Genomic DNA, 23,709 nt, shown 5'->3' on the forward strand with positions numbered 1-23,709 from the left:
GCTGCGGCATGGGAAGCACGCTTCGAACCCGTCCTGAACAGTGGACCAGTCACCCTGCCGATTTCGGCTTTGAATCTGGTGAATTCGGCCGCTACTGCTTATGGCTTCCCAATAGTTTCATTCGCTCGCGCCTCCTTCCACCCGACTCGATTCCCCTGGCGTTGTCCGTCCATTTTCTTGGACAAGCGTCAGCCTCATGAAAATGCTGTCCAGCAGCAGACATCTGCGCGGCATCGACAGGATTGCGGTCGCACAAGGTGGACCCAAGCGCGCTACCGCCTGAAGACAAGACGCCCGGCGAGGAAGAACATCAGCACCGCCAGCAGCCAGGGCCCCAGCGATTCCCAGGGGTGCCGCAGGCGAAGTGCCGCGGGTTGGTTCACATGCGGATTGGAAGGCAGATAGAGGATGCGCAGGTGGCCGGTGGCTTGCGCCTCGGCAAAGGCCAGTTCCGGCACCTGTACCCAGGCCGGGATGAACAGCCAGCGGCCGGTGTAGTGATAGGTCGGTTGCTCCGCCTCCACGTCGAAGCGGTAACGGATCTGATCGGGGTGGCGGATGTCGACGACGGCGGCGTCCGCTTCCATCGCACCATGACGCAGGGTTTCGTTGCGATAGGCATCCACGCCCGCGGACCAGAGGAATCCCAGCCCGAACAGGCCGAGGATAACCGCACCGCATATACGCATCACTCTCCGCATGGCTGATCCTGTAGCGTGACCCTCGAGTCACCATCACTGTTCCATCATGCCACGTGGCTCTGGACGCATCGATGTTCCCGGCCATTGCGAGCGGGTGTAAAAGCCAGGTCCCGTCTATAAGCGGGTGCGCCGCAGCCTTTTGGCTGGGCGCTCCAGTCGTGCTTTCATTCAATCGTGCGTGTTTCCACGAACCACCATGGCGTAGACCAAGCCACCGCAGATCGCGCCAACTACCGGCGCAACAAACATTCCGACACCCAAGGCAACATAGACCGGCGCGTCGCAGGGCGCCTGACAGTCGCCTCGTGGTGTAAAGATACGCACGAGGACAAACAGGGTCCCGAGAGCGGCCAGTGCAAAAGTCAGGGCGCCCGCAAGCAAGGCCAGCCCCACTCTCGCGAACCTGCTCACTGCCCTTCTCGGATGCCGGTTGGATCAGGCGCAGCCACGGCAATCCGGTTTTTGTCCCGGTACTCCATGGCAAGCGCAAGCAAAGAAGAGACTACCCGCATGTGACTGCCCCGATACCCGCCCTCATAAAAACATATCCTGTGCGGACGCCGCGGACGACTTGTTGAACGGCAATCCCATGCCGTGTTCGCCCAGCACCGTCCGGTAGTGGTCCAGATAGGCCAGCAGGGTGTCGCGCAGATCGGTCAGTACATCGTGGGCGTCGGCCGGCAGCGCGCCGCGTGCGACTTCGCAGGCAGCGTCCGCGCGTTGAAACAGGGCGAACAACGCATCGCCCTGCACGAGCACGCCGGGATGCTTGCGCCCATGATGGCGCAGCACGACCGCATTGGTGCGGTCGGAATAGATTTCCACTTGTGTTTCGTACATTCCCCCTCCCCGGGTCCTGCGTCCCTGAGGCCGTGCGCCGTCCAGGGCGCATGCGCTCAACATCCCATCGGCACTTCAAACACCAGCAACGTCACCGGCACCCAACGGCCGCCGACGCGTTCTTCCACCTGGACGCGAATCTCGCTGATGGTGGAATACATCGGCGATTCGGCGGGTGACTTGATGTCCTTGATGAGACCCAGCCAGTGTTCCACCTGCTCCGGCGCGTCGGACCAGCCGGCCAACGCCTTGCGGGTGGCGGCGCGGATTTCGCCCATCGTGCCCTGCGGAATGCAGCTGGCTTCCTCCTCGGTGGGCGTCGCCAAGGTGAAGCTGCGACCATCACCACTTTCGGCCACGTGCCAGTCCGAGACGCAATGGCGGAAGTCGATCAGATCCACATGCGGGCCCTCGCCGCTGATACCCAGGCTGGTTTCAAACTGCACCCGCACGCGGTACTCGCCGTCTTGCCCCGGCCTGGGGCTCAGGCGCAGCGTGCCGCCGTAGATGGCGTCACCCAGGTCCAGGCTTTCTTCGATGCGGGCGGCGGGTGCGTCCCAGCGGTAGCCGCCGGCAGACAGTTCCGCGGCGTCGAGGGTGATGCGCTCCAGTGACTGCGCCGACGCCAGGCCGCACCAACCGGCCAGCGGCAGCCAGCACCATCCGATGATCTTCCTGCCTTTCATCCCTGTCCCAGGCTCCCCCGTACGCGAAACTCTAGCCCAGGCTACGGTGGCGGACAATCGGCGCCCGCCGGCGATCAGGGGCGGCCCAGATCCCTTTCAATCCCGCCCTGGAGCATTCAAGTCCAGACCACATCGTGCACAGTGTGTGCATCGGCTCCAATTCACATTGGCCGGAACGTCGAACGCGGCATCACTCTTCATGCGGAGGCGCGCCCATCGACATCACCTAGATTTAACAAATGGAATCCTAGTTTTGGCAGCCGGAAAAAAGGGGGGGAACGTGCTGAGGCTGAGTCAGCCAAAAACGCTGGAAGACGAATCCCGGCAGTTGGCGCTGCTGATCAAGAGCGTCACGGACAGTGCCATCTACATGCTCGATCCGGATGGCTACATCTGTTCCTGGAACCCTGGCGGGGAGCGCATCAAGGGCTATACCGCGCAGGAGATCGTCGGCGAACATTTCGCGCGCTTCTATACCCCCGAGGACATTGCCGCCGATGTTCCCCGCCATAATCTCCGCGTGGCCGCCGAACAGGGCGGCCTGGCGGCCGAAGGCTGGCGGGTGCGCAAGGACGGCAGCCGGTTCCTCGCAAGCGTGGTCATCGAACCCATCTGGGAAAGCGGCGACCTGATCGGATTCGCCAAGGTCACCCGCGACGTCACCGAGCGCCATGCCTCGCAGAAGCGCCTCGAGGAAGCCCGCGATGCCCTGCTCCAGGCGCAGAAAATGGAAGCCATCGGCAAACTCACCCTGGGCCTGGCGCACGACTTCAACAACCTGCTCACGGTGATCCTCAACAGCCTGGACGTGATTGCCGCCCGCAACGCGGGCAACGACAACATCGCCTCCCCGCTGAACGCCGCCGTCCGCGCGTGCGATCGCGGCGCCCTGCTCACCCGCCAACTGCTGACCTTCGGGCGCGGACAGAGTCTGTTGCCACAGCCGACCCATCTCAGCGAGCTCTTGCGCAAGTCCGGCGATCTGTTCGAGCGCGCCTGCGCGGACCAGGTTTCCCTGCGCCTGGAACTGGCCGACGACCTGCCGCGCGTCCAGGTGGACCGGGCGCAACTGGAGGCTGCCGTCCTCAACCTGGTCTGCAACAGCCGCGACGCCATGTCCGGAAGCGGCAACATCGTCGTCCGCACCGGCATGGCCGTGATCAAGAATCCACTGCAACCCGAGGCGGACGCATGCCTGCATGTCTGCGCGGAAGTCAGCGACGACGGGCCCGGCATCCCGGCCGAAATCCACGCCAAGGTATTCGACCCGTTCTTCACGACCAAGGAAGTAGGAAAGGGGAGCGGCCTCGGACTCAGCCAGGTGTTCGGCCTGGCGACCCAGTCGGGGGGATTCGTCCAGCTTTCGAGCACCCCGGGTGAGGGCGCCATGTTCCGCATCTGGCTGCCCGCAGTGATGGAGAAAAATGGTGGGGAACCTTCGCAGGATACTTTTCGTTGAAGATGAGCGGGACATCGCGGAAGTGGTGGCGGACGCCCTGTCCTCCGAAGGCTACGAGGTCTGCGTGGCCGCCAACGGCCGCGACGCGCTGGATCTGCTGCGCACCGGCATCCCGTTCGATTCGATAATCACCGACGTCAGCATGCCGGACGGCGTATCGGGCATCGACGTGGCCCATGAGGCCGCGCGGCTCAATCCGGCCGCGAGAATCATCATCGCCTCGGGCCACCAACTCGGTCATCTGCCGCAGATTCCGGAGCGTTTCCAGTTCATCCCCAAGCCGTATCGGCTGTCGGGACTGTTGAACGCGATCGGCTGAGGGAAGGCGTGCGGCATCCGCTCAGGCCGGTGCCGGTGCCGGCGCCCGCGGCGGCTGGATCGCCGGCGCCTGCTGCGCCATCAACGCCACTACCCAATCGATGAATACGCGCCGCGAAGACGGTTCTCCCGAACCGGATTTCGAGGAGCAGGTGCGCCAAGCCTTTCGCAACCCCAACGCCATCCTGGCCGAAGCCGGCTGCACCATCGACGACATCGTGGATGTGACCGTCTTCCTTGTGGATCCGGAGCAGCATTTCGAACGGGCCTGGAAGAGCGTGCCCGAGTTCTGGGGCGAAGCACAGCGGCATCCCGTGGCAACGCGTGCTCCGGGCCGAGCCCGACAGACGTCGGTATCCGCCCCTGCCCTACTTTGGAAGATTCGAACGGATCAGGCGTGCGGTTTCAGCCAACTGCCCGGCCGGCACCCGGACCCGTGCCAGGCGCTGGGCGTCGTCGGCCGGATCGTGGGGCGTTCCCCTTTGCCGCCCGGCGCCATCGAATGTCGCCAACTGCGGCGGACCGATGCCCCAATCGCTTCCTCTCTGCCGGGGCACGACATGGAAATGGAAATGGGGGGTTTCCTGTCCGCTGTAGACCCCGTTGTTCTGGAACGTCAGTATCCCGAGCGGCTGGTAGGCCTTGACCAGCGCCTCAGCGACGCGCTTGGCCGAAGCCATGATCTCCTCGCATTCGCCGGGAGAAAGATCCAGCAGCGTGGCGACGTGCCGGCGCGTGACCACGCAACACTGGCCGACCTCGAACTGCCAGGGATTGATCAGGGTGAGCGTGTGTTCGCTTTCATCGATGACCGCCCATCTGTCTTCACGGCTTGACGTTTCGCAGATATCGCAGGGATCTCTCACGGGAAGTTCAATCAATTCTCGTCTCCAATTGCGCCTGACCAAGGGATGGCAAGCCGCCTCATTGACCGGCAGCCACGCTTCCGGAAACGCGCTGGTTCGGCTTCAGGTAGAGGTAGCCGCCCTTCAGGTCCATGATCACGTTGAAGTGGTGGATGAAATCACTTCCGACAATGCCATCGCCCTGGGAGGCATCCTCGTCTATCGTCAATGAAATTTTCGGCTGTTTCAGATCAACGCCAGCGACGCCCGCCGACTGGATGCGCACATCAACCGCGCGAATCTTCTTTCCGGCGCTGCCGCTGTACTGCGACGTTCCCACCACCTGGGTGAACTTTTCCTTCAGCTTGTGGCGGGAGGCGAATGCGTACGACAGATCGATTGAACCATTGCTGCCGGTGTCGAAGAACAACCACGGCCTGACCGTGGACGTTCCATCGACCAGGCTCAGCCGGACGACCGGCGTATCGTCGACCATCTTGACCTTCGCTTTCGCATAACCCGCAAGATCCGGCATCCGCTCATGCACGACAAGCCGGCTTCGGTCATAGTTGATTTCGACAATCCGGTCCTGGAAGAACCGATGCCCCAGCACGGCATCGAAAGGACGGTTGCGGTACTCCACCAGCACGGCTCCCATGCGCGCCTCCATGCCGCCAGCCCGGACCAGGTTGCCGGAACTGTAATCGAGCGCGCTGACACCATCGCTGCCGGTGTTCTCGGCAGTATCGTCGATGACCAGGGATGCCTCGTCCTTGAGGGCGCGATTTACCGCCATTTCGTTGGCGCCAGTGTCGAACAGTAACCGCAGGGGCCGCGAGTCATTGATGGTCCCCTGCACGAAGATCCGATGATCCTTGCCTTCCTCGAAGGGAATCTCGACCGGCTTCGCAATGGCGGACTGGCCCACGAACTGCGTTGCCAACAAGAGCAAAACAACAGGCGCGATCCCAGCATGACTATGCATCCAGCATCTCCGTGAACGAATCAGGCAATCCAAAGACCATGACAAGGCACCGATGACGCGCCTTCCGTGGTTGCCTGTCCGGGGCCGCAATGATCCATGGGATTGGGCGCCGGGACCAGCGTCTCGCGAATCGGATTGAGTTGAATGAATCACCGGTCCTCGCCCGGCTGCTCGGCAATCACCTGCTCGATCCACCCCACGTAATGACTGATGCGGACATTGCATGCGGTTTGCCCGTAACGTCCGGGCCTGGCCGTCACGACATGGCCCTGGACGACTTTCCACGAGGCCAGTCCGGCCAGCGATGGTCGACCGTCGACCTGGACGAGCACGGGGCCGCCACTGTCGCCATTGCCCAGCATGCCTTCCAGCGGCAGGGCCGCCGGTGGCTCGTCGAATACGTAGCAGAGCCAGCGATCATGGGCGCTGGTGACCGTGTTGTCGGCGCGGCGAAGTTCCGTCCGGTTGGGACCTGCCGGGTCATGTCCCAAGGCACCCGTACCGGTCGCGCCCTTGCCCACGATGCTGACAATCCGGCCCGCCTCATCACCCTGGCGGTAGAGGGCGACCGGCGCGATATCCGTCACGGGCTGTTTCAACTTGATCAACGCGATGTCGTCGGACGAGGCCAGAAACACCACGATCAGCGTGGCCTCCCCACTGGCCATGGCTTGGTCGACGAGTTCCTTTGGCAGCGTCTTGTATCCCGGATGCCGGACCACGTGCTCGACATCCCGGGATACGCCGTTGATCGCGACCTGCTTGAGCACAGCGTTCCCGGGAAGGGTGTGGGCCGCCGTGATGGCCCATAGCGGCGCAATCAGCACGCCGTGACCCTCCCCCGGCATGTCGACCAGGGCGGGAAACCCGGACGCCGGAATCCGGTACTTCGCGTCGTCGACATCGGCGCGGATGACGACGGCACCTACGGTGGACGACGCTGCGAGGAGGGCCAACAGGAGGAAACGTGTCATGCGGGATACCTGGATGGGGAGATGGCACGGATGCCGGCTGGCATCGCAAGGGAGGCTTGAATCAATTATCAGCTGCCAGGCTGACGATGGGTTGCATCCGCGGCAATGCGCGCGCATCCACGCAGGGTCCGGTCAGACCGGCGACCGGCGCGTCGCGGGCCATCCCCTTGACGCAGCCCGCCAAACATACTGTTTTTCGTCTGCCGAGCCAGCGGCCCAGTATGCTCGGACTGGCCAGCCCCCATCCAGGCTCGGGGTGGCCGGGCTCCGCCTGTTCGGAAAGCAGCGCTGTCGCGGGCATCGGCCCCGCCAGCTCTCGCTTATTGCAAACAGGGGTTTCTTCAATGACCCGGTCCGCCTACCGGGGAAAGGCGGAGCGGTCCCGCTGTCTACCTGGCGGCCGGGAGATTTCAGGCATCGTTCCAGCAGGTACGAATCGACCCGCCAGCCTTCATGGCATCGTCCGCCGGATGTTCTCCGCGTGCGTTGCAGGCGAGGGAATGGTGCATGTGCGCACGCCCTAGCTCAGCTCCTTGACCATCAAGGTGGATGAGGCTGGGCACAGGGTTGAGAACTGGGATGTCGTCTGGATGGAGGCAGGTGCGTTGGTCCTGTCCACCCTTCCATAGCCACGGCCAGCGAAGAAACCCGAGGCATCGGTCGTCAAAAGGTAGATCTTCTGGAAACCCTCGGCTTTCGCTTGCTCCTCGGCACGGCTGACCAATGCCTTTCCGAGGCCACCGCCACGGTATGGCCCGGCGACCGCCAAGGAGCGCAGGAGCAACAGGTCCTGGCAGCGCTGCAGCGCAACGCACCCTTGCAGCGCGCCCCGATCGCCCGCGCCCAGGAAGGCGACATCCAGTCCCGACTCAAGATCACGGGTGGGGAGCCCGCTCTCGCGCAGCAACCTGATGATCGAGTCGTCAAGACCCATGGGGTGGATGATGGGCATTTCAGTTGACCTCGGAGACATGGCTTGCTCCTGTGCAGTACCACGCCCTTGAGCGGTTCACGATGGCAACCACGGAGAGCATGACGGGAACCTCAATCAGCACGCCGACAACCGTGGCCAATGCCGCGCCCGAGTGTATGCCGAACAGGCCGACCGCAGTGGCCACCGCCAGCTCAAAGAAGTTGCTGGCGCCAATCAGGGCCGAAGGACCGGCGACGCTGTGGGCCACGCCCAAGCGACGATTCAGCAGATACGCCAGCCCGGAATTGAAGTAGACCTGGATGAGGATGGGAACCGCCAGGATGGCAATCACCATCGGTTGCGCGAGGATCTGCTTGCCCTGGAATCCGAAGAGCAAGACCAGCGTCAGGAGCAAGGCGCCCAGCGAATAGGGCCCCAGCTTGCGCAACACGTGTTCCAGGCCCTGCTCTCCTCTCCGCCGCATCAGCCAGCGACGCATCACCACGGCGAGCGCCACGGGGACGATGATGTAGAGACCCACCGAAATCATCAGCGTATTCCAGGGGACGGTGATGGCGGAAAGACCCAGCAACAACGCCACCAACGGGGCGAATGCCACGACCATGATGGCGTCATTCAGCGCCACCTGGCCCAGCGTGAAATTCGCATCGCCGCGGCACAGGTTGCTCCAGACAAAGACCATCGCCGTACAGGGCGCCGCCGCAAGCAGGATCAGGCCGGCCATGTACGAATCAATCTGCCCGGCGGGCAGCGAGTCCGCGAACACGTGACGCAGGAAGAACCAGCCCAGCAACGCCATCGAGAAGGGCTTGACGGCCCAGTTGATGAACAACGTGACGCCGATGCCGCGCCAATGGCGTCCAACCGTTTTCATCGCGCCGAAATCCACTTTCAGCAACATCGGGATGATCATCATCCAGACGAGCGCGGCAACCGGCAGGTTGACCTGGGCGACTTCCATCGCACCCAGCCGTGCGAAGGTCGCGGGAAAGACGTGCCCCAGCCCGGTGCCGACCACGATGCACAGCGCCACCCAGGCCGTCAGGTAACGCTCGAAGAAGCCGATTCGCGGGGCCGCCTCAGTCATGCGGGACCGCCTCGTCTTCGGGTTCCACGAAGCCGATTTTGTCCAGCGCGTGCTTGAGTGCCGCTCGGTCGTTCCAGGCCTCGGCCGGCAACGCCAGGAACGCCAGCAGCCTGGCCTTGATGATGCGATGCGCTTGCCGGAAGGCTTCGCGCTTTTCCTCCTCACTGCCCTGCACCGCCGCCGGATCGGGCAGTCCCCAGTGAACGCGCAGGAAATCGCCGAACACGACCGGGCAGGTTTCCGCGGCGGCCGAGTCGCAGACCGTGACGACCAGGTCCATGGGCGTCGCCCCTTCCGCGGCGAATTCGTCCCAGGACTTGCTCCGCAGTCCGGCGGTGGAAATACCCTCGGTCGTCAACTGGGACAGCGCATGCGGATTCACCTTGCCCGCGGGCTGGCTGCCGGCGCTGAACACTTCAAACCGGTTGCCGGCCCAAGCCCGCAATGTGGCCTCGGCCAGTACGCTGCGCGCCGAATTGCCGGTGCAAAGAAAGAGAACACGACGTTTCATGGAGCCTCTGGCGTCAGCAATCGCAGTCGGGAGCAGGTGCGCACGCATCGTCATTCGAACCGGCGCAGCAGTTGTGGGTGAGATAGGCCACCAGTCCGTTCATGGCTTCGAAGTTGGCCCGGTAGCAGACATTCCGGCCCCGGTTCTCGCTTTCCGCCAGGCCCGCCAGGACCAGTTCCTTCAGGTGGAAAGACAGCGTGGCGTTTGGAATCGCCAGCGCTTCCGCGATCTCCCCGGCCATGCGCCCGGCCGGCCCCGCTTCCACGAGCAGGCGGTAGGCGGCCAGGCGGGAGGCGTGGCCCAGCGCGGTCAGGGCGACTATTGCGTCTTTCGTTTCCATGTTTCTAGAATAATCGAACAATTGTGACAAAACAAACCATGACTTCCGAAATTCCACACGTGGCTTCCCACCTCCTGCCCCTGCCCCATCCCGCGTCCCTCGGGGCGGCCGACAGCCATCCGCCCCGCATCCTGCTGCTCTACGGCTCCCTGCGGCCGCAGTCCTTCAGCCGGAAACTGGCCCTGGAGGCCGAGCGGATCCTGCGCCACCTCGGCGCCGAGACCCGCGTTTTCGACCCCCACGATCTACCCCTGCTCGACAGCGTATCCAAGGACCACCCCAAGGTGAGGGAACTGCGCGAGCTGTCCCGATGGTCGGAAGGACAGGTCTGGGTCTCGCCCGAGCGCCACGGCACGATCACCGGCGTGTTCAAGAACCAGATTGACTGGTTGCCCCTGGAGGACGGCAGTGTGCGCCCCACGCAGGGCCGGACCCTGGCGGTCATGCAGGTCTGCGGAGGCTCGCAGTCCTTCAACGTCGTCAACACGCTGAGGGTGCTGGGACGCTGGATGCGCATGGTGACCATCCCCAACCAATCCTCGGTGGCCAAGGCATGGCAGGAGTTCGATGACGACGGCCGGATGAAGCCATCGCCGTTCTACGACCGCGTCGTGGACGTCATGGAAGAACTGATGAAGTTCACCCTGCTGGTCAGGGACCGCAGCGACTATCTGGTCGACCGCTACAGCGAACGCAAGAGCGCCATGCCCGCGGTGCGGGAAATCAATCGGAACCTGTAGCCTTGCCGTTGCCCGTTGCGAAGACAACGACGTTCCCGGGGTTTGATGGAGGGCCCCGTGGATCACCCATCGGGCACCGCCACCCTGTTCTGCGGATGCGCGGCGTTGGCCTCTGGGCCGCGCGCTGCCATGCGCGGCGTCATTCGCCCCGCGGCTGGGCACGCACTGGCACTACTTCACCGACGGGCGGACCGCGTGCGTTTTCCGCCGCGTTGCGAAGTCACGCGGCTTTGCGCGAACTCCGGGAAGGTGTCCGCCAGAGAATCCTCGTCCGGCAGGATGTAGAACACTCCGCCCCGCTCGAACGTCGGACGGATGATCTGCTCGTAAAACTCGGGCGAGACGTTGATGCAGCCGTGGGTGACGCGGTTGTCGTCCGGCGTCGCCGAGGCAAGGCGCTCGACGCGTTTTTCGGCCGGGACGCCCGTCGCGGTCGGATGGATGGAGACCGCGGACTCATAGTCCACCCACAGCACGCGCCCGGCGTCGATGGACGGACCGTAACCACCCACGAAGCGACCCGCCGGGGTCGTGCGATCCCGGCCCGGAATCTCGCGCAGCGCCAGGCCCGCGACGCCGGGGGCCGTATGATCGCCGACCGCCGAGCCGAACAGCCCCGGCGCGGCGCCGCGCAGCCGTCCATCGCCGCCAAACACCAGGATTTGTGCGGAGGCCTTGTCGATGACCGCGAACGGATAGCCCTGGCTGTCCTTGGACGCCACCACCCAGCCCGCAAGCTCAATCACCGTGCTGGAGACATCCTGTCCTTCCGGCAGCAGATCGACGGCGGCAACCGGTTGTTCGGCGGCACGCTCGGCCGCGCGCTCGGCGCTGCTTGCGTCGAAGCTCGGGAACGCCAGCGCCAGCGCTAGCACCAACGGACCATAAGCGGCCCGGACTACGGGGTGAGTGCACGTACGGATGGGACTATTCCTTGAAACGAGAACAAGTGACGACGAAAGGCCGGTGGCCAGCAAAGGCCACCGGTGCCGATTCAGGCGGTTCGTCGCGGGTGATGCAGGAAACGATTAACCGCGCGGCGAGCGGCGCGGGGCCGTTTCGAGCTGCTGCACGCGCTGTTCCATTTGATCCAGGCGCTGGTTGGCCTGCTGCGCGGACTGGTTGGCCGATTCCGCACTCTGGGCAGCACTCTGCACCTTCGTGTCGAGCTGATCGAGGCGCGAGTTGATGCCCGCGAACTCGTCGTCATAGGTGGCGCAGCCGGCAAGGCCCGCGGTGGCGACGAGCGCCACGCCGAGCGTACGCACCATCGCGAATTTTTGCTTGGTCAGGAACATTCAATTTCTCCTTCGTCTGGGGAGTCGGAAATATAACGGTGTTTTTGCCGGAGTCATCAGCAGCCGTTAGTTAACGTTTGTGTACGTGGATGTGGTGTGAAGATGTGTCCGCTTCCCGGTTAAAAGCGGGCGTGGGGACAATTCCCACGCACGCACGCCGCCGTCACCGGTCAGCCATGCAGCGCCGCCTAGACTTCCGTCCCACTGCAAGGCGCATGGGACCGTCCACATGCACACACAGGCCGTGCGGCACCACCGCATCCAGGCGGGAGGTCGTGACCTTTTTCTTCGCGAGGCCGGGCCGGCGAACGCGCCGGTGCTGCTTCTGCCGCATGGCTATCCCTGCTCGTCCTTCCAGTTCCGGCGGCTGATGCCTGCGCTGGCCGATCGCTGGCGGACCGTGGCGTTCGACTGGCCGGGTTTCGGATACAGCGATACGCCGGATCCGGCCCAGTTCGCTTACGACTTCGACGCCTATGAAAATGTGCTGACGGCGGTCGCCGATACGCTTGGCCTCGATCGCTATGCGCTGTGGCTGCATGACTATGGCTCGCAGATCGGCCTGCGCCATGCGATGGCGCATCCCGATCGCATAGCGGCGCTGCTCATCCAGAACGGGGATATCTACGAGGACGTGCTGGGCCCGAAGTACAAGGCAATCCAGAAGTATTGGAAGCACAAGACGCCGCAGACGCATCGGCCACTGGAGGACGCAGTCAGCGAGGACGGCTTCCGGCATGAGTTCGTCGGTGAAGTGGACGATGACGTGGCCGCGCGGGTGCCGCCGGATCTGTGGAAACTGCATTGGCCGCTGATGGATACGCCGGTGCGTCGCCAGATCGCCGTCGGCCTGATGGAAAAACTGGAGGCCAACCTGGCCTGGTTTCCGCGCTACCAGGCCTACCTGCGCGAACACCAGCCCCCCACCCTGATTGTCTGGGGACCGGAGGATGGCTACATGCCCGCCGCATCGGCGCGCGCCTATCTGCGCGATCTGCCGCGAGCCGAACTGCATCTCATCGAAGGGGCGGGCCACTGGCTGCTGGAAACGCATTTCGAGCGGGCGCTGCCGCTGATCCGCGATTTTCTTGCGCGGCACCTTGCCTGACGGTCGCACCGATGGCGCGTCGTTGCTTTGCCGAGGGCGCATCGTCTTCGGCAGCCTTGCGCACACGACGGTTACATTCGCCGGTCAGGAAACGCCTCCACCAGATAGGACAGGAATGCGGACACCTTGGGGGTGACCAGGCGGCGCGAAGCGTGCAGCGCCCACACTTCCACGGGTGCTTCGGCATTGTCGTTCCAGACCACCAGCCTGCCCGCTTCGATGGCGTCGCGGACGAGTGAGTGCGGCAGGCAGGCCGCGCCCGCGCCGGCCAGCACCGCGTCGCGCACCATCCACAGGGAGGACAGCCTGAGCTTGAACTCCGGCGCCACCTGCCAGTTGCGGCCCTCGCGCTCCACCTGCCAGAGCGCAGGGCGTGCGGCGCCCAGCATCGTCACCGCCGTGATCGAGGGTGGGCCACCGTCCGCGACCGGTGGCGGTGGCGGCAGACCGGGAGCGGCCACCAGCAGCATCCGGTCGTGGGCGAAGCACCGGCCCACCAGTTCGCAGTCGAGCGTGGGGTTGATGCGGATGGCGATGTCGTAGCCGTCATCCACCAGACCCACGTAGCGGTCCTCGCCCACCAGTTCCAGTTGCACCTGCGGGTGGCGCAGGAAAAAGCCGGCGGCAAGCCTGCCGCCCAAGGTGGTGGCGAACAACACCGGCGCGCTCACGCGCAGCACGCCACGCGGAGCGGTGTTGCCGGACGCCAGTTCCTGGCCGACCTCGTCGATTTCCCGGACCAGCTTGCGGGTGCGCTCGAACAGGGTGCAGCCGTCCTCGGTCAGCCGGAATGTCTGGTGGCCGCGTTCCAGCAGGCGCAGGCCCAGGGACTGCTCCAGTGCCCGCACCCGTCGCGACAGCGTGGCCTTCGGGGTTCCGGTGTCACGGCTGGCGCGGCCGAAGCTGCCGGCTTCGACGACGTAATGGAAGTCAACGAGCGCTGAGAGGTCCATGTGGATCATTTTTGAGACAGGGTGTCCACATCATAGGTCTATCGAACCAGATTCGGGACGCACAAGCTGTGCCGTCCCCGCCACCGACGTCGAGTTCGCAAGTCACGGACCGTTCGTGCGACTCCGGCCGCCCCGAATCGATTCGCCCTCTCCCGTCGAGCGCCGGACCTTGCTTGATCCCGGGCCTGCCACCGTCGACGGCTGCGGCCCCCTCCCTCCACACCAGGAATCGCAACGCATGAAAATCGAGAAGGAAGCAAAAGGAAGCGGCATGCCGTGGGAAGCCGAGTACGGCTACGCCCAGGCGGTCAAGGTCGGCGACACGATCTATCTCTCCGGCCAGGTCAGCAACGACGCCGAAGGCAATATCGTCGGCGCCGCGCCGCTGGATGACCAGGACCGGATCCTCGACCACGGCAACATGGCCATCCAGATGAAGCAGACCTACGAGAACGCCCGGCATCTGCTCCAGCGGTACGGCGCCGACCTGGACAACGTCGTCGATGAAGTCCTGTACGTCACCGACATGGACGCGGCTTTCGAGGCCGCCGGCCCGGTGAGGAAGAAAGCCTACGGTGCCGAGATGCCCGCCGTGGCCAGCACCCTGGTGGTCACCCCGCGCCTGGCGCTGCCTTCCCTGCTGGTCGAGATCAAGTTCGTCGCGAAAGTCCCGCAGCAGGCATGAGCCCATGGGCGATGGACCCGCAATGACCCTGCGGGTCCACCGGCCCGCTTGGCGAAAACAAGCCTCCCTCTACATCACCCCCAGGAATCAAAATGCCGGAGTCCTCCGCTTTTGTAGTGCGCGAACAAGACGTTGAAACTCTCGAAAGCCCCACCCGCAAGCTCTGGCTGATCGCCGACGCCAGCGATTGCTGCGGGGCGCTCGGCGCCAATCGCCTGCGCCTGGAGACCGGCGCCGCCGGCGCGAAACTCCACTACCACGAAAAATCCAGCGAGGCGTTCTACGTGCTGGACGGCCGCCTGGACATGGTCATCGGCAATGAAAAACAGGTCGTGGAGAAAGGCGGCTTCGTGGTGATTCCGCCCCGCATGCCACATGCGTTCTCCGCGGCGCCCGAATCGGTCGCGGACGTGCTGGTCATCCTGGTGCCCGGCGTCGATCGGTTCGGCTATTTCCGCAGTCTCCCCAGGTTGCTGCGCGGTGATATGGATCCGGCGGAGCGGGAACAGATCGCCGCACGCTACGACGTCCATGTCGTGGGTGATTGAGTACGGCGTGGCCACCTGACGGTTGAAACGCGGCGTCGGACTGGCTTGCGGCTTGCCTGCCTTTCCGGCGCCGATTCAGCGAAGTTCGTCGACAGGGCATTAAACCCTCGGGCCCGTCGCGGCATCCAATGCCAGTCTTCCCCACTTGCCGCGACCATGCCCTCGTCCACCCTCGGTGTTCCGGTCCGCGCGCTGACCGGTTTCGCGGTTGCCCTGCTCACCTTGCTCCTGCCCGGCCAGGTCCGCGCCGACTGCGGGAAATGCAGGGAAATCGCGGAGAAGTTCGCGCGCGAGGAGGGTTTCAACGGCACCGTGCTGGTCACGCGGGACGGCCGCGGAATCTACAGCGGCGCCTTTGGCACGGCGGATGCGGAAGCCGGAATATCGATGACGCCGCAAACACGCTTCGAAGCCGGTTCGATTTCCAAGTGGATCGCGGCCATCGTGACGCTGCGGCTGGCGGAACAGGGCCGCCTGGCGCTGGACGAACCGATTACCACCTATCTGCCGGACTACCGGCCCGATACCGGCCGCAAGCTCACGCTGCGCTGGCTGATGAGCCATTCCAGCGGCGTGCCCAACCAGTGGGACGCCGCGGCCAAAGTCGACCCTTCGCTCAAGCAGCAGTCGCTGGACAACGCCACAGCCGTACGCACCTACGCCAGCGGCGACCTGGCCTTCGAACCGGGGACCGACTGGGACTACTCGCACTCGAACTGGTTGATCGTCAAGGCGATCGTCGAGCGCGTCAGCGGACAACCCTATGCCGCGCTGGTGCGAACCCTGCTGACCGTGCCGTTGGGGCTGCGCGACAGCGGCACCTTCTCCGGCGACTCGGTCCATGTCACCGGCATGGCCGTGGGCTATGCGGCGTTGCAGCCGGTCGTGACACCCCGACCCAATCCGGTGCCCGATTTCATGATGCTGGCCGGCGGCTATTACACCAGCGTGGGCGATCTGCAGCGGTTGATGGATGCGGTCTTCAACCATCGCGTCCTGTCTGCTGCCGGCGTCACCGCCTTGATGGAAGTAATACGCCCGGCGCAGAGCTACGCGCTGGGTGGCCGGGTCAAGATGCTGCCGGTGGCGGGAAAGCCACGCAAGGTGGCCTGGGAATACGGTTCCAACGGCGCGTTCCGTTTACTCGCCTGGCGCGTGCTGGAAGACGGCCACAGCGTGATCCTGGCCAACAACACCAGCTTCGACCATATGCGCATCGGCGACCTGGCGACCGCGCTGCTGGATGCCAGTTACGAGGAACCGGCGTCGCCGTGATCGAACCTTGAGACGGGCTGGACCAGACCTGCCCATCAGGGGCGTGGATAGTTGCGTCCATGCCCGAAGATCTTGAAAAGCCGGAATGCTTCCTTGTCGGCACTCAAGTTCTCCGGTGGCGTCAGGATTTCAAACTGGTAGGCATAACGATCTGCCGCACGCGAATCTCCAGCCAGATACGCCGCACGCAGGTAGGCCGCGCTGGTAGTCAGGTTACCCAATTCCTCGGTGCGCCGATAAATGTCGGACAGCAGATGAAATGCGTAGACGTTTCCTTGGCCCGCCCCCGTTGAAAGCAGGCCAATCGCCGTTCTGGCCTCGCCATTCAAGGCAAGGCTCATTGCATAGAGAGACTGGGCCACTTTGCTACCTGTCCGCTCGTACTCCTCCCGATAGTCTGCGGTGGATCGCGTGCGGAGATCTTGAATCTGCTTCGTCGTGGGGTAGCCGTGTGTCAATAGCCATTGGGCTTCCTCAGGGGTCGAAGCCACATTGGGGTTACGCTCGCAGTCTTCCGCTCCTGGCGGACATTGATAATGCTGCAAGAGATTGGAAGACACCGCAGGCCTCGCCGCGTTCGCGGCCAGAGGCAAGGGTTCCAATGGCATGGCCCCTTCCGGGGCCAGTTCACTCTCAAGCGGAGAGTCAACGTGCCCCGTTTTCTCGTTGTCTCCAAGCAGGAACAACCAGCAACCCGCTCCGATGAGCAAGGCCGTCACCACCAGCATCGCGATTTTCTTATTGGCAGCCATTCCTGATCACCTCGACATTCCCGCCTCGATCATCGGCATTCGTTCGGAACGCTGGCGGTAGGTACGAAGTGGGCCCTCCGGAGGAGGCGCTCACTATAGGAATCTTCTGAAACGTCAGGGGATCTGCATCTAATCTTGCAATGATTCCAACGCAATGCGCAGGCTCGCGACGGCCTGCGCGCGCGTGTCATCCTGCGAACTGTGCGCGATCTGCCTGAGTGCCAGCGCGGCCTCAACCACCTTCATGGCCTGGCTATTGTCTTTCGGCGTCAACGTTTCACCGCACTGGCCAGACGCAGTAAAGAACAGGAAGCCCGCCCCATCCGTTTCGCGGGCAGGTCTCGCGCGAGCGTTATGGATGTCTTCGGTAATCTCCCGGACGGTATCGGCCAGCAGGTCGGGAGCGAGCGTGGCCGTGCGCGGGAATTCTTCTGCCGATCGCGCCGCCTGATGCGAGGCCAAGCTGTCCTCCTCGCCAGGATCGGAAGCAGGCGACGAAACAAACAGTTGTCGGGAAGTCCTTCCCAACTCCAGAACGTGCACGGCATTTCCTGAAACCGCAACAAATTCCCATCGCCGGGGTGGTGGGGGAATAACCAGCACCAAGAGATCCGGTGGTGCTCCCGCCATTCGCCGATACTCATCAAACATCTCGTCCAGCGACCCGCACAACCAGAGGCCATCTCTATACTTCGCCTCCAAACGAACTCGTTGATGCTTCTCGTAGGCATCGCGCTCCAGGTTGTAGCCGAGCATCAGCAACGGCACCAAAGCGCCGATGCCGGCCAGCGTCATGATGCGTTTCCAGCGAAGTTTTCCGCGACGTTCCATGTCCATGGGATGCCGGCACCGGGGATGGGCGGGACTCTAGCCAAGCCTTGTCCGGGGAGCAATCGCCGGGGCGGACTGACCGGCCCACGCGTTGGCGCGGTCAGTCCGGGGGCGGTCAGCGCTTCTTCTTGTCCAGGAAGACGTGGTGGGCGGTGTTGAGGATGCGGCGCAGGTGGCGGGCGTGGTCGTAGAGGAGTTCGGTGACCGGGAGGATGTGGACGGGGATCTGGAGGGTGTCGTCCTGGATCCTGCGGGGGGCGATGAGGACGGCGGCCAGTTGGACCTGTTCGGCCATGCGCCGGAGGTGGCGGTGGCTGTCCTCGGTGATCAGGTAGCCGCGATCGGGCCGGGGGGCGGCGGGCTTCTTTTCCTTCATGCAAACACTCCTTCTGCTCTCCACGCACGGGATGTGCGTGGTTGTCGGGAGGTTCAAAGCCGCTTAGAGACGGTGGGCGTATTTCCCTGACGGGTGTTGTATTAGCCACCCTCCCGACGCAGAGCTTGCGCCGGTCCGTATTGTGACACGCAATACGGAAAAGCCACCGTGTTTCGGTGGTGGCTTCCGCTCTAAGAGGAGCTTTGAAACTCCGGGGAAGGAGTCTGCTACAGGGTGGGGGTGGAGTCGACTAACATTGAACCAAGGCTCTATTTACGAGCATACCCCTCAACCGTATCCACGATCTCTCGTAGAACGTCGAAACTTGGCGAGAACCCGGAGAAGTCAATTCCTGCGAACGGCTCTGCATTGCTTGCAACATATTTTGCGAAGTCCATTTTCGACAGAAGTATAGAGATTGAGTCGTCATCAACACTAGTCACTTTATCTGAAACAATGATCGCGCTCTTTTTCGGGTATTCCCGCTTGAACTTTCCGGAAATATGCAGTCCATCTTCATTGAACTCGTCCTTAAAGAACAGCCTTCTTCCTTCTGCCGTCACGCGAATTGCCTGCTCTCTTTTATAAAGCGACTCTATGCAAAAATTTCCCGACAGCTCATCACTAGGCGCCAAACACATTGCAAAAACTCTTTGAGCAAACTGGACCACGCCCCCCGGAACTAACTTTGATTTTTTAATGAAATCTGGATTGTCGTAGTCAAAAATTGCGACGGTTAGCTCATGGACATCTACCTTTCCGATTCTTCGAATCGTTTCCCAGAGCTCGGAATCGCCCGTCTCTCCCAAAAAATTCTCAAATCTTGGTTTAAGCTCCAAATGTTTACCAGCACCCCAAAAACTTGAAAGGGCTGCGCGTAAATGAATGAGATCGGTTTCTCCCTCCGCCATAATCCGCATCGGGAATCCCAACTCCATTCGCGGCATTAGCCATCGGGAACCTGCATAGCCTCTATAGAGAGAGTTTACAAACCTACGTCCCGTCACCTTATCCATATGGCGAGCGTATGACAGCCTACCCCGAATAACTCTTTCAAGCGACTGTCCCTTTCCCTGCCGGGACCAGTCACCCTTCCATGTCGAGACAATCTTTGTTCCCTCTTCGTCTCCGTATTTCTCGCGGACATGAAGCATGCTGCGAAGCCTTCTTCGCCATCGTCTCGGCAAAGAAACCCCATTATTAACAACGAGCCCAGTGATCAAACGCTGCTCACTACTGGTCCTGACGTGAAATTTCTTATCGTTTAACGTGAACCCGCAAGATTCAACCACGCTTTTCAATCCCAGCGCGGGCACGTATCCATGCCCGCTGGAGAATTCTGCCAACGAGGAGGAAACCTGCCTCATGTTTGAAGAAAAACAGATGTCATCTGCGTAACGCGTAACCGTGCAACGTATAGTTTTTGAAAACTCCAGTAGCTTCCTATCAAGCTGCTTGCACACAATGTTTGACAAAACCGCAGATGTTGGAGCTCCTTGTGGGAGAACCCCATTCTTGCAACAGATCTGAGCTAGGCATGTGGAAACCTGCTCAGGGAGAGAGAAAGGATAAGCCAAGAAAATTCCGCGCACTCGACCAAAATTGATCGAAGGGAAAAAATCCTTGAGGTCAGCGGTTACCACCCATCGACGGGAGCGATGTGGCTTAGCGTGATTAATAATATTTCTCCCCTTCACATATCCCTTAGCGATTCCGCTAACCGGATATATCTCAGAAAGAATTTCGCTGAGCTTCTTCTGAATCGACTTTAGTGCTGGTGCCGGCGCACTTATTAAGCGTGAACCGCCATTCTTTTTCTTTATTGAGAAGTCAGTGTAGCTCTGATCGGTTTTCAAACGATATAACAAGAACCTCAGGCGCTTATCTGTTACTCCCAACCACCGAGCAAGGTCTTTTCTGCTGACTAGCGACAAAAACTCTTTTGCACGCTCAGAGTGCGAATTTAGTGAGGACCCCATAGAGCATCAACTTACCGCTACGTATATATGACGATACATATAGAACTGCTGAGAGTTAACCTTGTAGGGCTGAAAGGCGATGCTCTTGAACCGCCAAGTCCACTACCGCCGACGGATACATCGGCGAACAACATGCTCTAGGGGTCCCCGCCGCTAAGCTAGCACACACCGAAGTAACTTGTTCTGTTTCAGGCATAGAAAACGCGCAGCGGTCGAACCTAAGGGCATTTCCTACATCGTATGCGTCGGCTTATCCGCGCTCAGCGTGCCGGCGAGTATCGTCTCGATGCGGTTCTTGATGGCTTCGCCATCACTGTTTTCCGGGAACTGCACGCCGATGCCGGCGGTGCGGGCGCCCTGGGCGCCGGCGGGGGTCACCCACACCACTTTGCCGGCGACGGGCAGGCGTTCGGTGGATTCGGGGAGGGTGAGCAGGAGGAAGACTTCGTCGCCCAGGAAGTAGCGCTTGGGCGTGGGGACGAAGATGCCGCCGCCCTTCATGAAGGGCATGTAGGCGTTGTAGAGGGCGGCCTTGTCCTTGACGGCCAGCGACAAGATGCCCTGGCGACCGGTGGCGGCGGGTGTGTTCATCGGTGTCCCCTTGCTCCTTGTGACGTCAGCCGCGTGCGGCGCGGGTGGGGCGCGGTTCGCCCATCTGTCGCGTCCACAGCAGCAGCAGTTCGGCCACCGCCAGATCCCCCCGGACGGTGGTACGCAGCAGATCCCGTGTCCGGTTGGCGGCGTCGAACCACGCGGCCAGCTTGGTCAATCGGGCGGTGTCGGTCAAGCCGGCGGCGCTGGCCTGGGCCAGGGCCAGATCGGCGGCGTGGCGCAGGCGGGCGTCGGCCAGGTCGTCGTTGGCCCACTTCTGCGCGGTTTCCACCACGCCTAGCTGGCCGCGGGCGAGCTTGTCCAGGTCGCTGGCGATCTGCTTGCGCAGGGCCAGGCCGTCCTCGCGCAGCCACTGGTCGGCCAAGCCGGGATGGCCGCGGGCGGCGTCCAGGGCTTCCTGGGCGGCGGCGGGCGCGTGGCCCTGCCCTTGCAGCCACGCCAATGCCTCGGCGCGCGGTGGCAGGCGGAATTCCAGCCGCTGGCAGCGGCTGCGGATGGTGGCCGGCAGGCGCGCGGGCTGGGCGCTGAGCAGCCACAGGTAGCGGCCGGGCGCGGGTTCTTCCAGGGTCTTGAGCAGGGCGTTGCAGGCCGAGCGGTTGATGGCGTCGGCCGGGTCGATGAGGGCGACCTGGGCGGCGCCGTATTGCGGAGTGAGCGCGAGCTTGCCGGAGAGGTCGCGAATCTGGTCGATGACAATCTCGGTGCGCAGCTTGCTGCCGTCCTTGGTCAAGCCGAAGGACACCACGTGCAAATCCGGATGGGTGCCGGCGGCCATCAGCGCGGCGCTGCGTTGGGCGTGGGCGGCGTCGCCGCCGGACAACACGTGCAAGGCCAGCCGCTCGGCGACGGCGCGCTTGCCCAGCCCTGCCGGTCCGCAGATGAGCAGGCCGTGGCCCATGCGGCCACCGTCCAATGCGGCGACGGCGTGGTCGTAGGCGCGTTGCTGCCAGGGGGAAAACTCGGTCATGCCGGGGTCACTTCCACATCATTCCAGGGTTTCGAGGGTTTCCAGCCACTGCCAGAGGGCGTCGCGCACGGCGGCGCCGACCTGGGCCGGGGTCTGGCTGGCGTCGATCAGGCGGAAGCGCTGCGGTTCCTCGGCGGCGCGCTGGCGGAAGCCGTGGCGCACGCGCTCGAAGAAGTCGTCCTGCTCGCTCTCGATGCGGTCGGGCCAGAGGTCGCGGCCGGCGGCGCGGGCGCGGCCTTCACGCACGTCCAGATCCAGCAGCAGGGTCAGGCCGGGCTTGATGCCCACGGCCTGGCGTTCCAGTTCGGCAATCCAGCGCGCGTCCAGGCCGCGACCGGCGCCTTGGTAGGCGTAGCTGGAATCGGTGAAGCGATCACTGACGACAAACGCGCCGCGTTGCAGCGCCGGTCGGATGACCTGGCGCACGTGCTGGGCGCGGGCGGCGAACACGAGCAGCAGTTCGGTGTCGGCGTGCAGCGGTTCGTCCTGCGGGTTGAGGACGAGTTCGCGGATGCGCTCGGCCAGCGGGGTGCCGCCGGGTTCGCGGGTGAGCACGACTTCGTGGCCGCGCGCCTGCAGCAGATCGCGCAGGGCGGTGATGGCGCTGGTCTTGCCGGCGCCCTCGCCGCCTTCCAGGCTGATGAAGTGCGGGTGGCTGAGGACGGACTGGGTCATGGCTGCGCGGCCTTGTCCAGGGTCTCCCGGCGGGTGACCAGGTAACGGGCGACGGCGGCGTTGTGCTGGTCCAGCGAGGCGGAGAACACGTGCCTGCCGCTGCCGTCGCCGACGGCGACGAAGTACAGCGCGTCGCCGGCCTCGGGCTTGACCGCCGCGCGCAGGGCGTCGATGCCGGGCATGGCGATGGGCGTGGGCGGCAGGCCGGCGCGGGTGTAGGTGTTGTAGGGCGTGTCGGCCAGCAGGTCGCGCTTGCGGATGTTGCCGTCGTAGCCGCTGCCCAGGCCGTAGATGACGGTGGGATCGGTCTGCAGGCGCATGCCGATTTTCAGGCGGCGGGCGAACACGCCGGCGATGGCCGGACGCTCGGAGGCGATGCCGGTTTCCTTTTCGACGATGGAGGCGAGGATGAGCGCTTCCTCGGCCGAGGCCAGCGGCGCTTGCGGGTCGCGTTCGGCCCAGGCGCTGGCGAGCGCCTTGTCCATGGCATCGTAGGCGCGCTTGAGCACGTCCAGGTCGGTTTCGCGGCGGGTGTAGACGTAGGTCTCGGGCAGGAAGCGGCCTTCCGGATGCTGGCCGGGGTGGCCGAGCGCCTTCATCAGGGCGGCATCGTCGAGCTGGGCGGTTTCCTGCTTGAGCGGGGTGGCGGCCTTGAGCGCGTTGCGCAGCTGGCGGATGTTCCAGCCCTCCACGATGGTGAAGCGGTACTGCACGGTCTTGCCGTCGCGCATGCGGGTGATGAGGTCGCGCGGCGTGGTGCCGGGTTGCAGGGCGTATTCGCCGACCTTGAGTTTGCCGGCGGCGTCGAGTTCACGCGCGAGCAGTTGCCATTCGATGTCCTGGCCGTCGTTCACGCCCTGGGCGCGCAGTTTGCGCAGGACGGTGCCGAAGCCGTCGCCGCTGGCGACTTCGATGACCTGGTCGCCCTTCAGGCCGGTGAGCGGCTGGTCGGCGAAGCCGTGGTAGCGCTGGTACAGCCAGGCGCCGCCGGCGGCCGCGGCCAGCAACAGCAGAACCAGGACGATGACGATGTTGCGGCAGCCGCGTTTGCAACCTGAAGCCACGTAGGTCTCGGAGTGGGACGGAAGCTGGGGAGGATAACCGCTCGGTGTTAAGGGGGCGATGGGTTGACAGGGGGGTGTCGGAACGTTGGGAAAAGCGCCCCCATCCGCCCCGTTGGGGCACCTTCCCCCGCGTTGCAGGGGAAGGGACTTCGTTGAGGCGGTGATG

General features: G+C 63.4%; 28 protein-coding genes and 1 pseudogene. 8 read left to right on the forward strand and 21 right to left on the reverse strand.

The genetic code is table 11. The features are described from left to right. Positions 1–272: 272 nt before the first annotated feature. The 3 genes from AC3DE2_RS13965 to AC3DE2_RS13975 all read right to left on the reverse strand — a co-directional run bounded on the left by AC3DE2_RS13965 (position 273) and on the right by AC3DE2_RS13975 (position 2,227). Entirely contained in the window at positions 273–689 is a 417-nt protein-coding gene (locus AC3DE2_RS13965; protein WP_488426702.1) for a hypothetical protein, read from the reverse strand. A 546-nt stretch (positions 690–1,235) separates the two neighbouring features. Then, positions 1,236–1,541 carry a DUF6959 family protein gene (locus AC3DE2_RS13970; RefSeq protein WP_488426703.1) on the reverse strand — a complete coding sequence of 102 codons (306 nt, stop codon included), beginning with the start codon at positions 1,539–1,541 and terminating at the stop codon, positions 1,236–1,238. A 56-nt stretch (positions 1,542–1,597) separates the two neighbouring features. Next, positions 1,598–2,227 (reverse strand): hypothetical protein, encoded by a 630-nt coding sequence (locus tag AC3DE2_RS13975; RefSeq protein ID WP_488426704.1) that lies wholly within the window; start codon positions 2,225–2,227, stop codon positions 1,598–1,600. 280 nt (positions 2,228–2,507) lie between these two features. Here AC3DE2_RS13975 and AC3DE2_RS13980 point away from each other — a divergent pair, with 280 nt between their 5' ends. From AC3DE2_RS13980 to AC3DE2_RS13990, 3 genes and pseudogenes are all read left to right on the forward strand, one after another. After that, complete coding sequence (locus AC3DE2_RS13980; RefSeq protein WP_488426705.1) at positions 2,508–3,686, forward strand: two-component system sensor histidine kinase NtrB; 1,179 nt, start codon at positions 2,508–2,510, stop codon at positions 3,684–3,686. Positions 3,687–3,711: 25 nt separating this feature from the next. Beyond that, the gene (locus tag AC3DE2_RS13985) at positions 3,712–4,005 is read left to right on the forward strand and encodes a response regulator (protein WP_488426706.1); all 294 of its coding nucleotides are present in this window, start codon (positions 3,712–3,714) and stop codon (positions 4,003–4,005) included. Between the two features lie 100 nt (positions 4,006–4,105). Continuing rightward, positions 4,106–4,306: pseudogene (locus AC3DE2_RS13990) on the forward strand (Rid family hydrolase); the annotation flags it as partial. Between the two features lie 66 nt (positions 4,307–4,372). Here AC3DE2_RS13990 and AC3DE2_RS13995 read toward each other — a convergent pair. From AC3DE2_RS13995 to AC3DE2_RS14025, 7 genes are all read right to left on the reverse strand, one after another. Then, positions 4,373–4,870, reverse strand: coding sequence for an HIT family protein (locus tag AC3DE2_RS13995; RefSeq protein ID WP_488426843.1), 498 nt, complete (start codon positions 4,868–4,870; stop codon positions 4,373–4,375). A gap of 58 nt (positions 4,871–4,928) precedes the next feature. Beyond that, positions 4,929–5,834 carry a pepsin/retropepsin-like aspartic protease family protein gene (locus tag AC3DE2_RS14000; RefSeq protein WP_295379148.1) on the reverse strand — a complete coding sequence of 302 codons (906 nt, stop codon included), beginning with the start codon at positions 5,832–5,834 and terminating at the stop codon, positions 4,929–4,931. A 149-nt stretch (positions 5,835–5,983) separates the two neighbouring features. Continuing rightward, entirely contained in the window at positions 5,984–6,808 is an 825-nt protein-coding gene (locus tag AC3DE2_RS14005) for a S1 family peptidase (RefSeq protein WP_488426707.1), read from the reverse strand. 520 nt (positions 6,809–7,328) lie between these two features. Next, positions 7,329–7,760, reverse strand: a complete 432-nt coding sequence (gene arsN2, locus AC3DE2_RS14010) for an arsenic resistance N-acetyltransferase ArsN2 (RefSeq protein ID WP_488426708.1) — start codon at positions 7,758–7,760, stop codon at positions 7,329–7,331. 1 nt (position 7,761) lies between these two features. Beyond that, positions 7,762–8,829: an ACR3 family arsenite efflux transporter gene (arsB, locus tag AC3DE2_RS14015; RefSeq protein WP_488426709.1), complete on the reverse strand. Its 1,068-nt coding sequence runs from the start codon at positions 8,827–8,829 to the stop codon at positions 7,762–7,764. After that, the gene (locus AC3DE2_RS14020) at positions 8,822–9,340 is read right to left on the reverse strand and encodes an arsenate reductase ArsC (protein WP_295379210.1); all 519 of its coding nucleotides are present in this window, start codon (positions 9,338–9,340) and stop codon (positions 8,822–8,824) included. The genes arsB and AC3DE2_RS14020 overlap by 8 nt, the downstream gene beginning before the upstream one ends. Positions 9,341–9,353: 13 nt before the next feature. Next, positions 9,354–9,680 (reverse strand): ArsR/SmtB family transcription factor, encoded by a 327-nt coding sequence (locus AC3DE2_RS14025; protein WP_295379157.1) that lies wholly within the window; start codon positions 9,678–9,680, stop codon positions 9,354–9,356. A 38-nt stretch (positions 9,681–9,718) separates the two neighbouring features. Here AC3DE2_RS14025 and arsH point away from each other — a divergent pair, with 38 nt between their 5' ends. Continuing rightward, entirely contained in the window at positions 9,719–10,420 is a 702-nt protein-coding gene (gene arsH / locus AC3DE2_RS14030; protein ID WP_488426711.1) for an arsenical resistance protein ArsH, read from the forward strand. 176 nt (positions 10,421–10,596) lie between these two features. Here the strand turns inward: arsH and AC3DE2_RS14035 are convergent, their stop codons facing one another. Both AC3DE2_RS14035 and AC3DE2_RS14040 read right to left on the reverse strand, forming a co-directional pair. Further along, positions 10,597–11,286, reverse strand: coding sequence for a hypothetical protein (locus AC3DE2_RS14035; RefSeq protein ID WP_488426844.1), 690 nt, complete (start codon positions 11,284–11,286; stop codon positions 10,597–10,599). A gap of 162 nt (positions 11,287–11,448) precedes the next feature. Continuing rightward, the gene (locus AC3DE2_RS14040) at positions 11,449–11,718 is read right to left on the reverse strand and encodes a hypothetical protein (RefSeq protein ID WP_295379163.1); all 270 of its coding nucleotides are present in this window, start codon (positions 11,716–11,718) and stop codon (positions 11,449–11,451) included. Between the two features lie 229 nt (positions 11,719–11,947). On the opposite strand from AC3DE2_RS14040, the gene AC3DE2_RS14045 reads away from it, so the two are divergent. Beyond that, positions 11,948–12,826 carry an alpha/beta fold hydrolase gene (locus tag AC3DE2_RS14045; protein ID WP_488426713.1) on the forward strand — a complete coding sequence of 293 codons (879 nt, stop codon included), beginning with the start codon at positions 11,948–11,950 and terminating at the stop codon, positions 12,824–12,826. A gap of 71 nt (positions 12,827–12,897) precedes the next feature. Here AC3DE2_RS14045 and AC3DE2_RS14050 read toward each other — a convergent pair whose 3' ends face one another. Further along, on the reverse strand, positions 12,898–13,779 hold the full coding sequence (locus AC3DE2_RS14050; protein ID WP_488426715.1) for a LysR family transcriptional regulator: 882 nt from the start codon (positions 13,777–13,779) through the stop codon (positions 12,898–12,900). A 238-nt stretch (positions 13,780–14,017) separates the two neighbouring features. On the opposite strand from AC3DE2_RS14050, the gene AC3DE2_RS14055 reads away from it, so the two are divergent. The 3 genes from AC3DE2_RS14055 to AC3DE2_RS14065 all read left to right on the forward strand — a co-directional run bounded on the left by AC3DE2_RS14055 (position 14,018) and on the right by AC3DE2_RS14065 (position 16,287). Then, on the forward strand, positions 14,018–14,464 hold the full coding sequence (locus tag AC3DE2_RS14055; protein WP_488426717.1) for a RidA family protein: 447 nt from the start codon (positions 14,018–14,020) through the stop codon (positions 14,462–14,464). A gap of 116 nt (positions 14,465–14,580) precedes the next feature. Next, entirely contained in the window at positions 14,581–15,012 is a 432-nt protein-coding gene (locus AC3DE2_RS14060) for a cupin domain-containing protein (protein WP_488426719.1), read from the forward strand. Positions 15,013–15,168: 156 nt separating this feature from the next. Further along, positions 15,169–16,287, forward strand: a complete 1,119-nt coding sequence (locus AC3DE2_RS14065) for a serine hydrolase domain-containing protein (RefSeq protein WP_488426721.1) — start codon at positions 15,169–15,171, stop codon at positions 16,285–16,287. 35 nt (positions 16,288–16,322) lie between these two features. On the opposite strand, the gene AC3DE2_RS14070 is transcribed toward AC3DE2_RS14065, so the two are convergent. The 8 genes from AC3DE2_RS14070 to mltG form a co-directional block, all read right to left on the reverse strand. Then, positions 16,323–17,039, reverse strand: a complete 717-nt coding sequence (locus tag AC3DE2_RS14070) for a hypothetical protein (protein WP_488426723.1) — start codon at positions 17,037–17,039, stop codon at positions 16,323–16,325. A 129-nt stretch (positions 17,040–17,168) separates the two neighbouring features. After that, on the reverse strand, positions 17,169–17,876 hold the full coding sequence (locus tag AC3DE2_RS14075) for a hypothetical protein (protein ID WP_488426724.1): 708 nt from the start codon (positions 17,874–17,876) through the stop codon (positions 17,169–17,171). Between the two features lie 109 nt (positions 17,877–17,985). Next, complete coding sequence (locus AC3DE2_RS14080) at positions 17,986–18,246, reverse strand: hypothetical protein (RefSeq protein WP_488426726.1); 261 nt, start codon at positions 18,244–18,246, stop codon at positions 17,986–17,988. Between the two features lie 269 nt (positions 18,247–18,515). Continuing rightward, positions 18,516–20,102, reverse strand: a complete 1,587-nt coding sequence (locus tag AC3DE2_RS14085; protein ID WP_488426727.1) for a reverse transcriptase domain-containing protein — start codon at positions 20,100–20,102, stop codon at positions 18,516–18,518. A gap of 354 nt (positions 20,103–20,456) precedes the next feature. Beyond that, complete coding sequence (locus AC3DE2_RS14090; RefSeq protein WP_488426729.1) at positions 20,457–20,816, reverse strand: PilZ domain-containing protein; 360 nt, start codon at positions 20,814–20,816, stop codon at positions 20,457–20,459. 25 nt (positions 20,817–20,841) lie between these two features. Beyond that, entirely contained in the window at positions 20,842–21,804 is a 963-nt protein-coding gene (locus AC3DE2_RS14095; protein ID WP_488426730.1) for a DNA polymerase III subunit delta', read from the reverse strand. 18 nt (positions 21,805–21,822) lie between these two features. Next, positions 21,823–22,479 (reverse strand): dTMP kinase, encoded by a 657-nt coding sequence (gene tmk / locus AC3DE2_RS14100; protein ID WP_488426731.1) that lies wholly within the window; start codon positions 22,477–22,479, stop codon positions 21,823–21,825. Then, positions 22,476–23,543 carry an endolytic transglycosylase MltG gene (gene mltG, locus AC3DE2_RS14105; protein ID WP_488426732.1) on the reverse strand — a complete coding sequence of 356 codons (1,068 nt, stop codon included), beginning with the start codon at positions 23,541–23,543 and terminating at the stop codon, positions 22,476–22,478. Before mltG ends, tmk begins: the two co-directional genes overlap by 4 nt. Between the last annotated feature and the right edge of the window lie 166 nt (positions 23,544–23,709).

This window comes from Pseudoxanthomonas sp. 68-E7 (genome assembly GCF_057773145.1).

Bases quoted from the DNA above. Each gene is read 5' to 3' on its own strand.
- AC3DE2_RS13965 (WP_488426702.1), bottom strand. From the start codon at position 689: ATGCGTATATGCGGTGCGGTTATCCTCGGCCTGTTCGGGCTGGGATTC.
- AC3DE2_RS13970 (WP_488426703.1), bottom strand. From the start codon at position 1,541: ATGTACGAAACACAAGTGGAAATCTATTCCGACCGCACCAATGCGGTC.
- AC3DE2_RS13975 (WP_488426704.1), bottom strand. From the start codon at position 2,227: ATGAAAGGCAGGAAGATCATCGGATGGTGCTGGCTGCCGCTGGCCGGT.
- AC3DE2_RS14000 (WP_295379148.1), bottom strand. From the start codon at position 5,834: ATGCATAGTCATGCTGGGATCGCGCCTGTTGTTTTGCTCTTGTTGGCA.
- AC3DE2_RS14005 (WP_488426707.1), bottom strand. From the start codon at position 6,808: ATGACACGTTTCCTCCTGTTGGCCCTCCTCGCAGCGTCGTCCACCGTA.
- arsN2 (WP_488426708.1), bottom strand. From the start codon at position 7,760: ATGCCCATCATCCACCCCATGGGTCTTGACGACTCGATCATCAGGTTG.
- arsB (WP_488426709.1), bottom strand. From the start codon at position 8,829: ATGACTGAGGCGGCCCCGCGAATCGGCTTCTTCGAGCGTTACCTGACG.
- AC3DE2_RS14020 (WP_295379210.1), bottom strand. From the start codon at position 9,340: ATGAAACGTCGTGTTCTCTTTCTTTGCACCGGCAATTCGGCGCGCAGC.
- AC3DE2_RS14025 (WP_295379157.1), bottom strand. From the start codon at position 9,680: ATGGAAACGAAAGACGCAATAGTCGCCCTGACCGCGCTGGGCCACGCC.
- arsH (WP_488426711.1), top strand. From the start codon at position 9,719: ATGACTTCCGAAATTCCACACGTGGCTTCCCACCTCCTGCCCCTGCCC.
- AC3DE2_RS14040 (WP_295379163.1), bottom strand. From the start codon at position 11,718: ATGTTCCTGACCAAGCAAAAATTCGCGATGGTGCGTACGCTCGGCGTG.
- AC3DE2_RS14045 (WP_488426713.1), top strand. From the start codon at position 11,948: ATGCACACACAGGCCGTGCGGCACCACCGCATCCAGGCGGGAGGTCGT.
- AC3DE2_RS14050 (WP_488426715.1), bottom strand. From the start codon at position 13,779: ATGGACCTCTCAGCGCTCGTTGACTTCCATTACGTCGTCGAAGCCGGC.
- AC3DE2_RS14055 (WP_488426717.1), top strand. From the start codon at position 14,018: ATGAAAATCGAGAAGGAAGCAAAAGGAAGCGGCATGCCGTGGGAAGCC.
- AC3DE2_RS14065 (WP_488426721.1), top strand. From the start codon at position 15,169: ATGCCCTCGTCCACCCTCGGTGTTCCGGTCCGCGCGCTGACCGGTTTC.
- AC3DE2_RS14070 (WP_488426723.1), bottom strand. From the start codon at position 17,039: ATGGCTGCCAATAAGAAAATCGCGATGCTGGTGGTGACGGCCTTGCTC.
- AC3DE2_RS14075 (WP_488426724.1), bottom strand. From the start codon at position 17,876: ATGGACATGGAACGTCGCGGAAAACTTCGCTGGAAACGCATCATGACG.
- AC3DE2_RS14080 (WP_488426726.1), bottom strand. From the start codon at position 18,246: ATGAAGGAAAAGAAGCCCGCCGCCCCCCGGCCCGATCGCGGCTACCTG.
- AC3DE2_RS14090 (WP_488426729.1), bottom strand. From the start codon at position 20,816: ATGAACACACCCGCCGCCACCGGTCGCCAGGGCATCTTGTCGCTGGCC.
- AC3DE2_RS14095 (WP_488426730.1), bottom strand. From the start codon at position 21,804: ATGACCGAGTTTTCCCCCTGGCAGCAACGCGCCTACGACCACGCCGTC.
- tmk (WP_488426731.1), bottom strand. From the start codon at position 22,479: ATGACCCAGTCCGTCCTCAGCCACCCGCACTTCATCAGCCTGGAAGGC.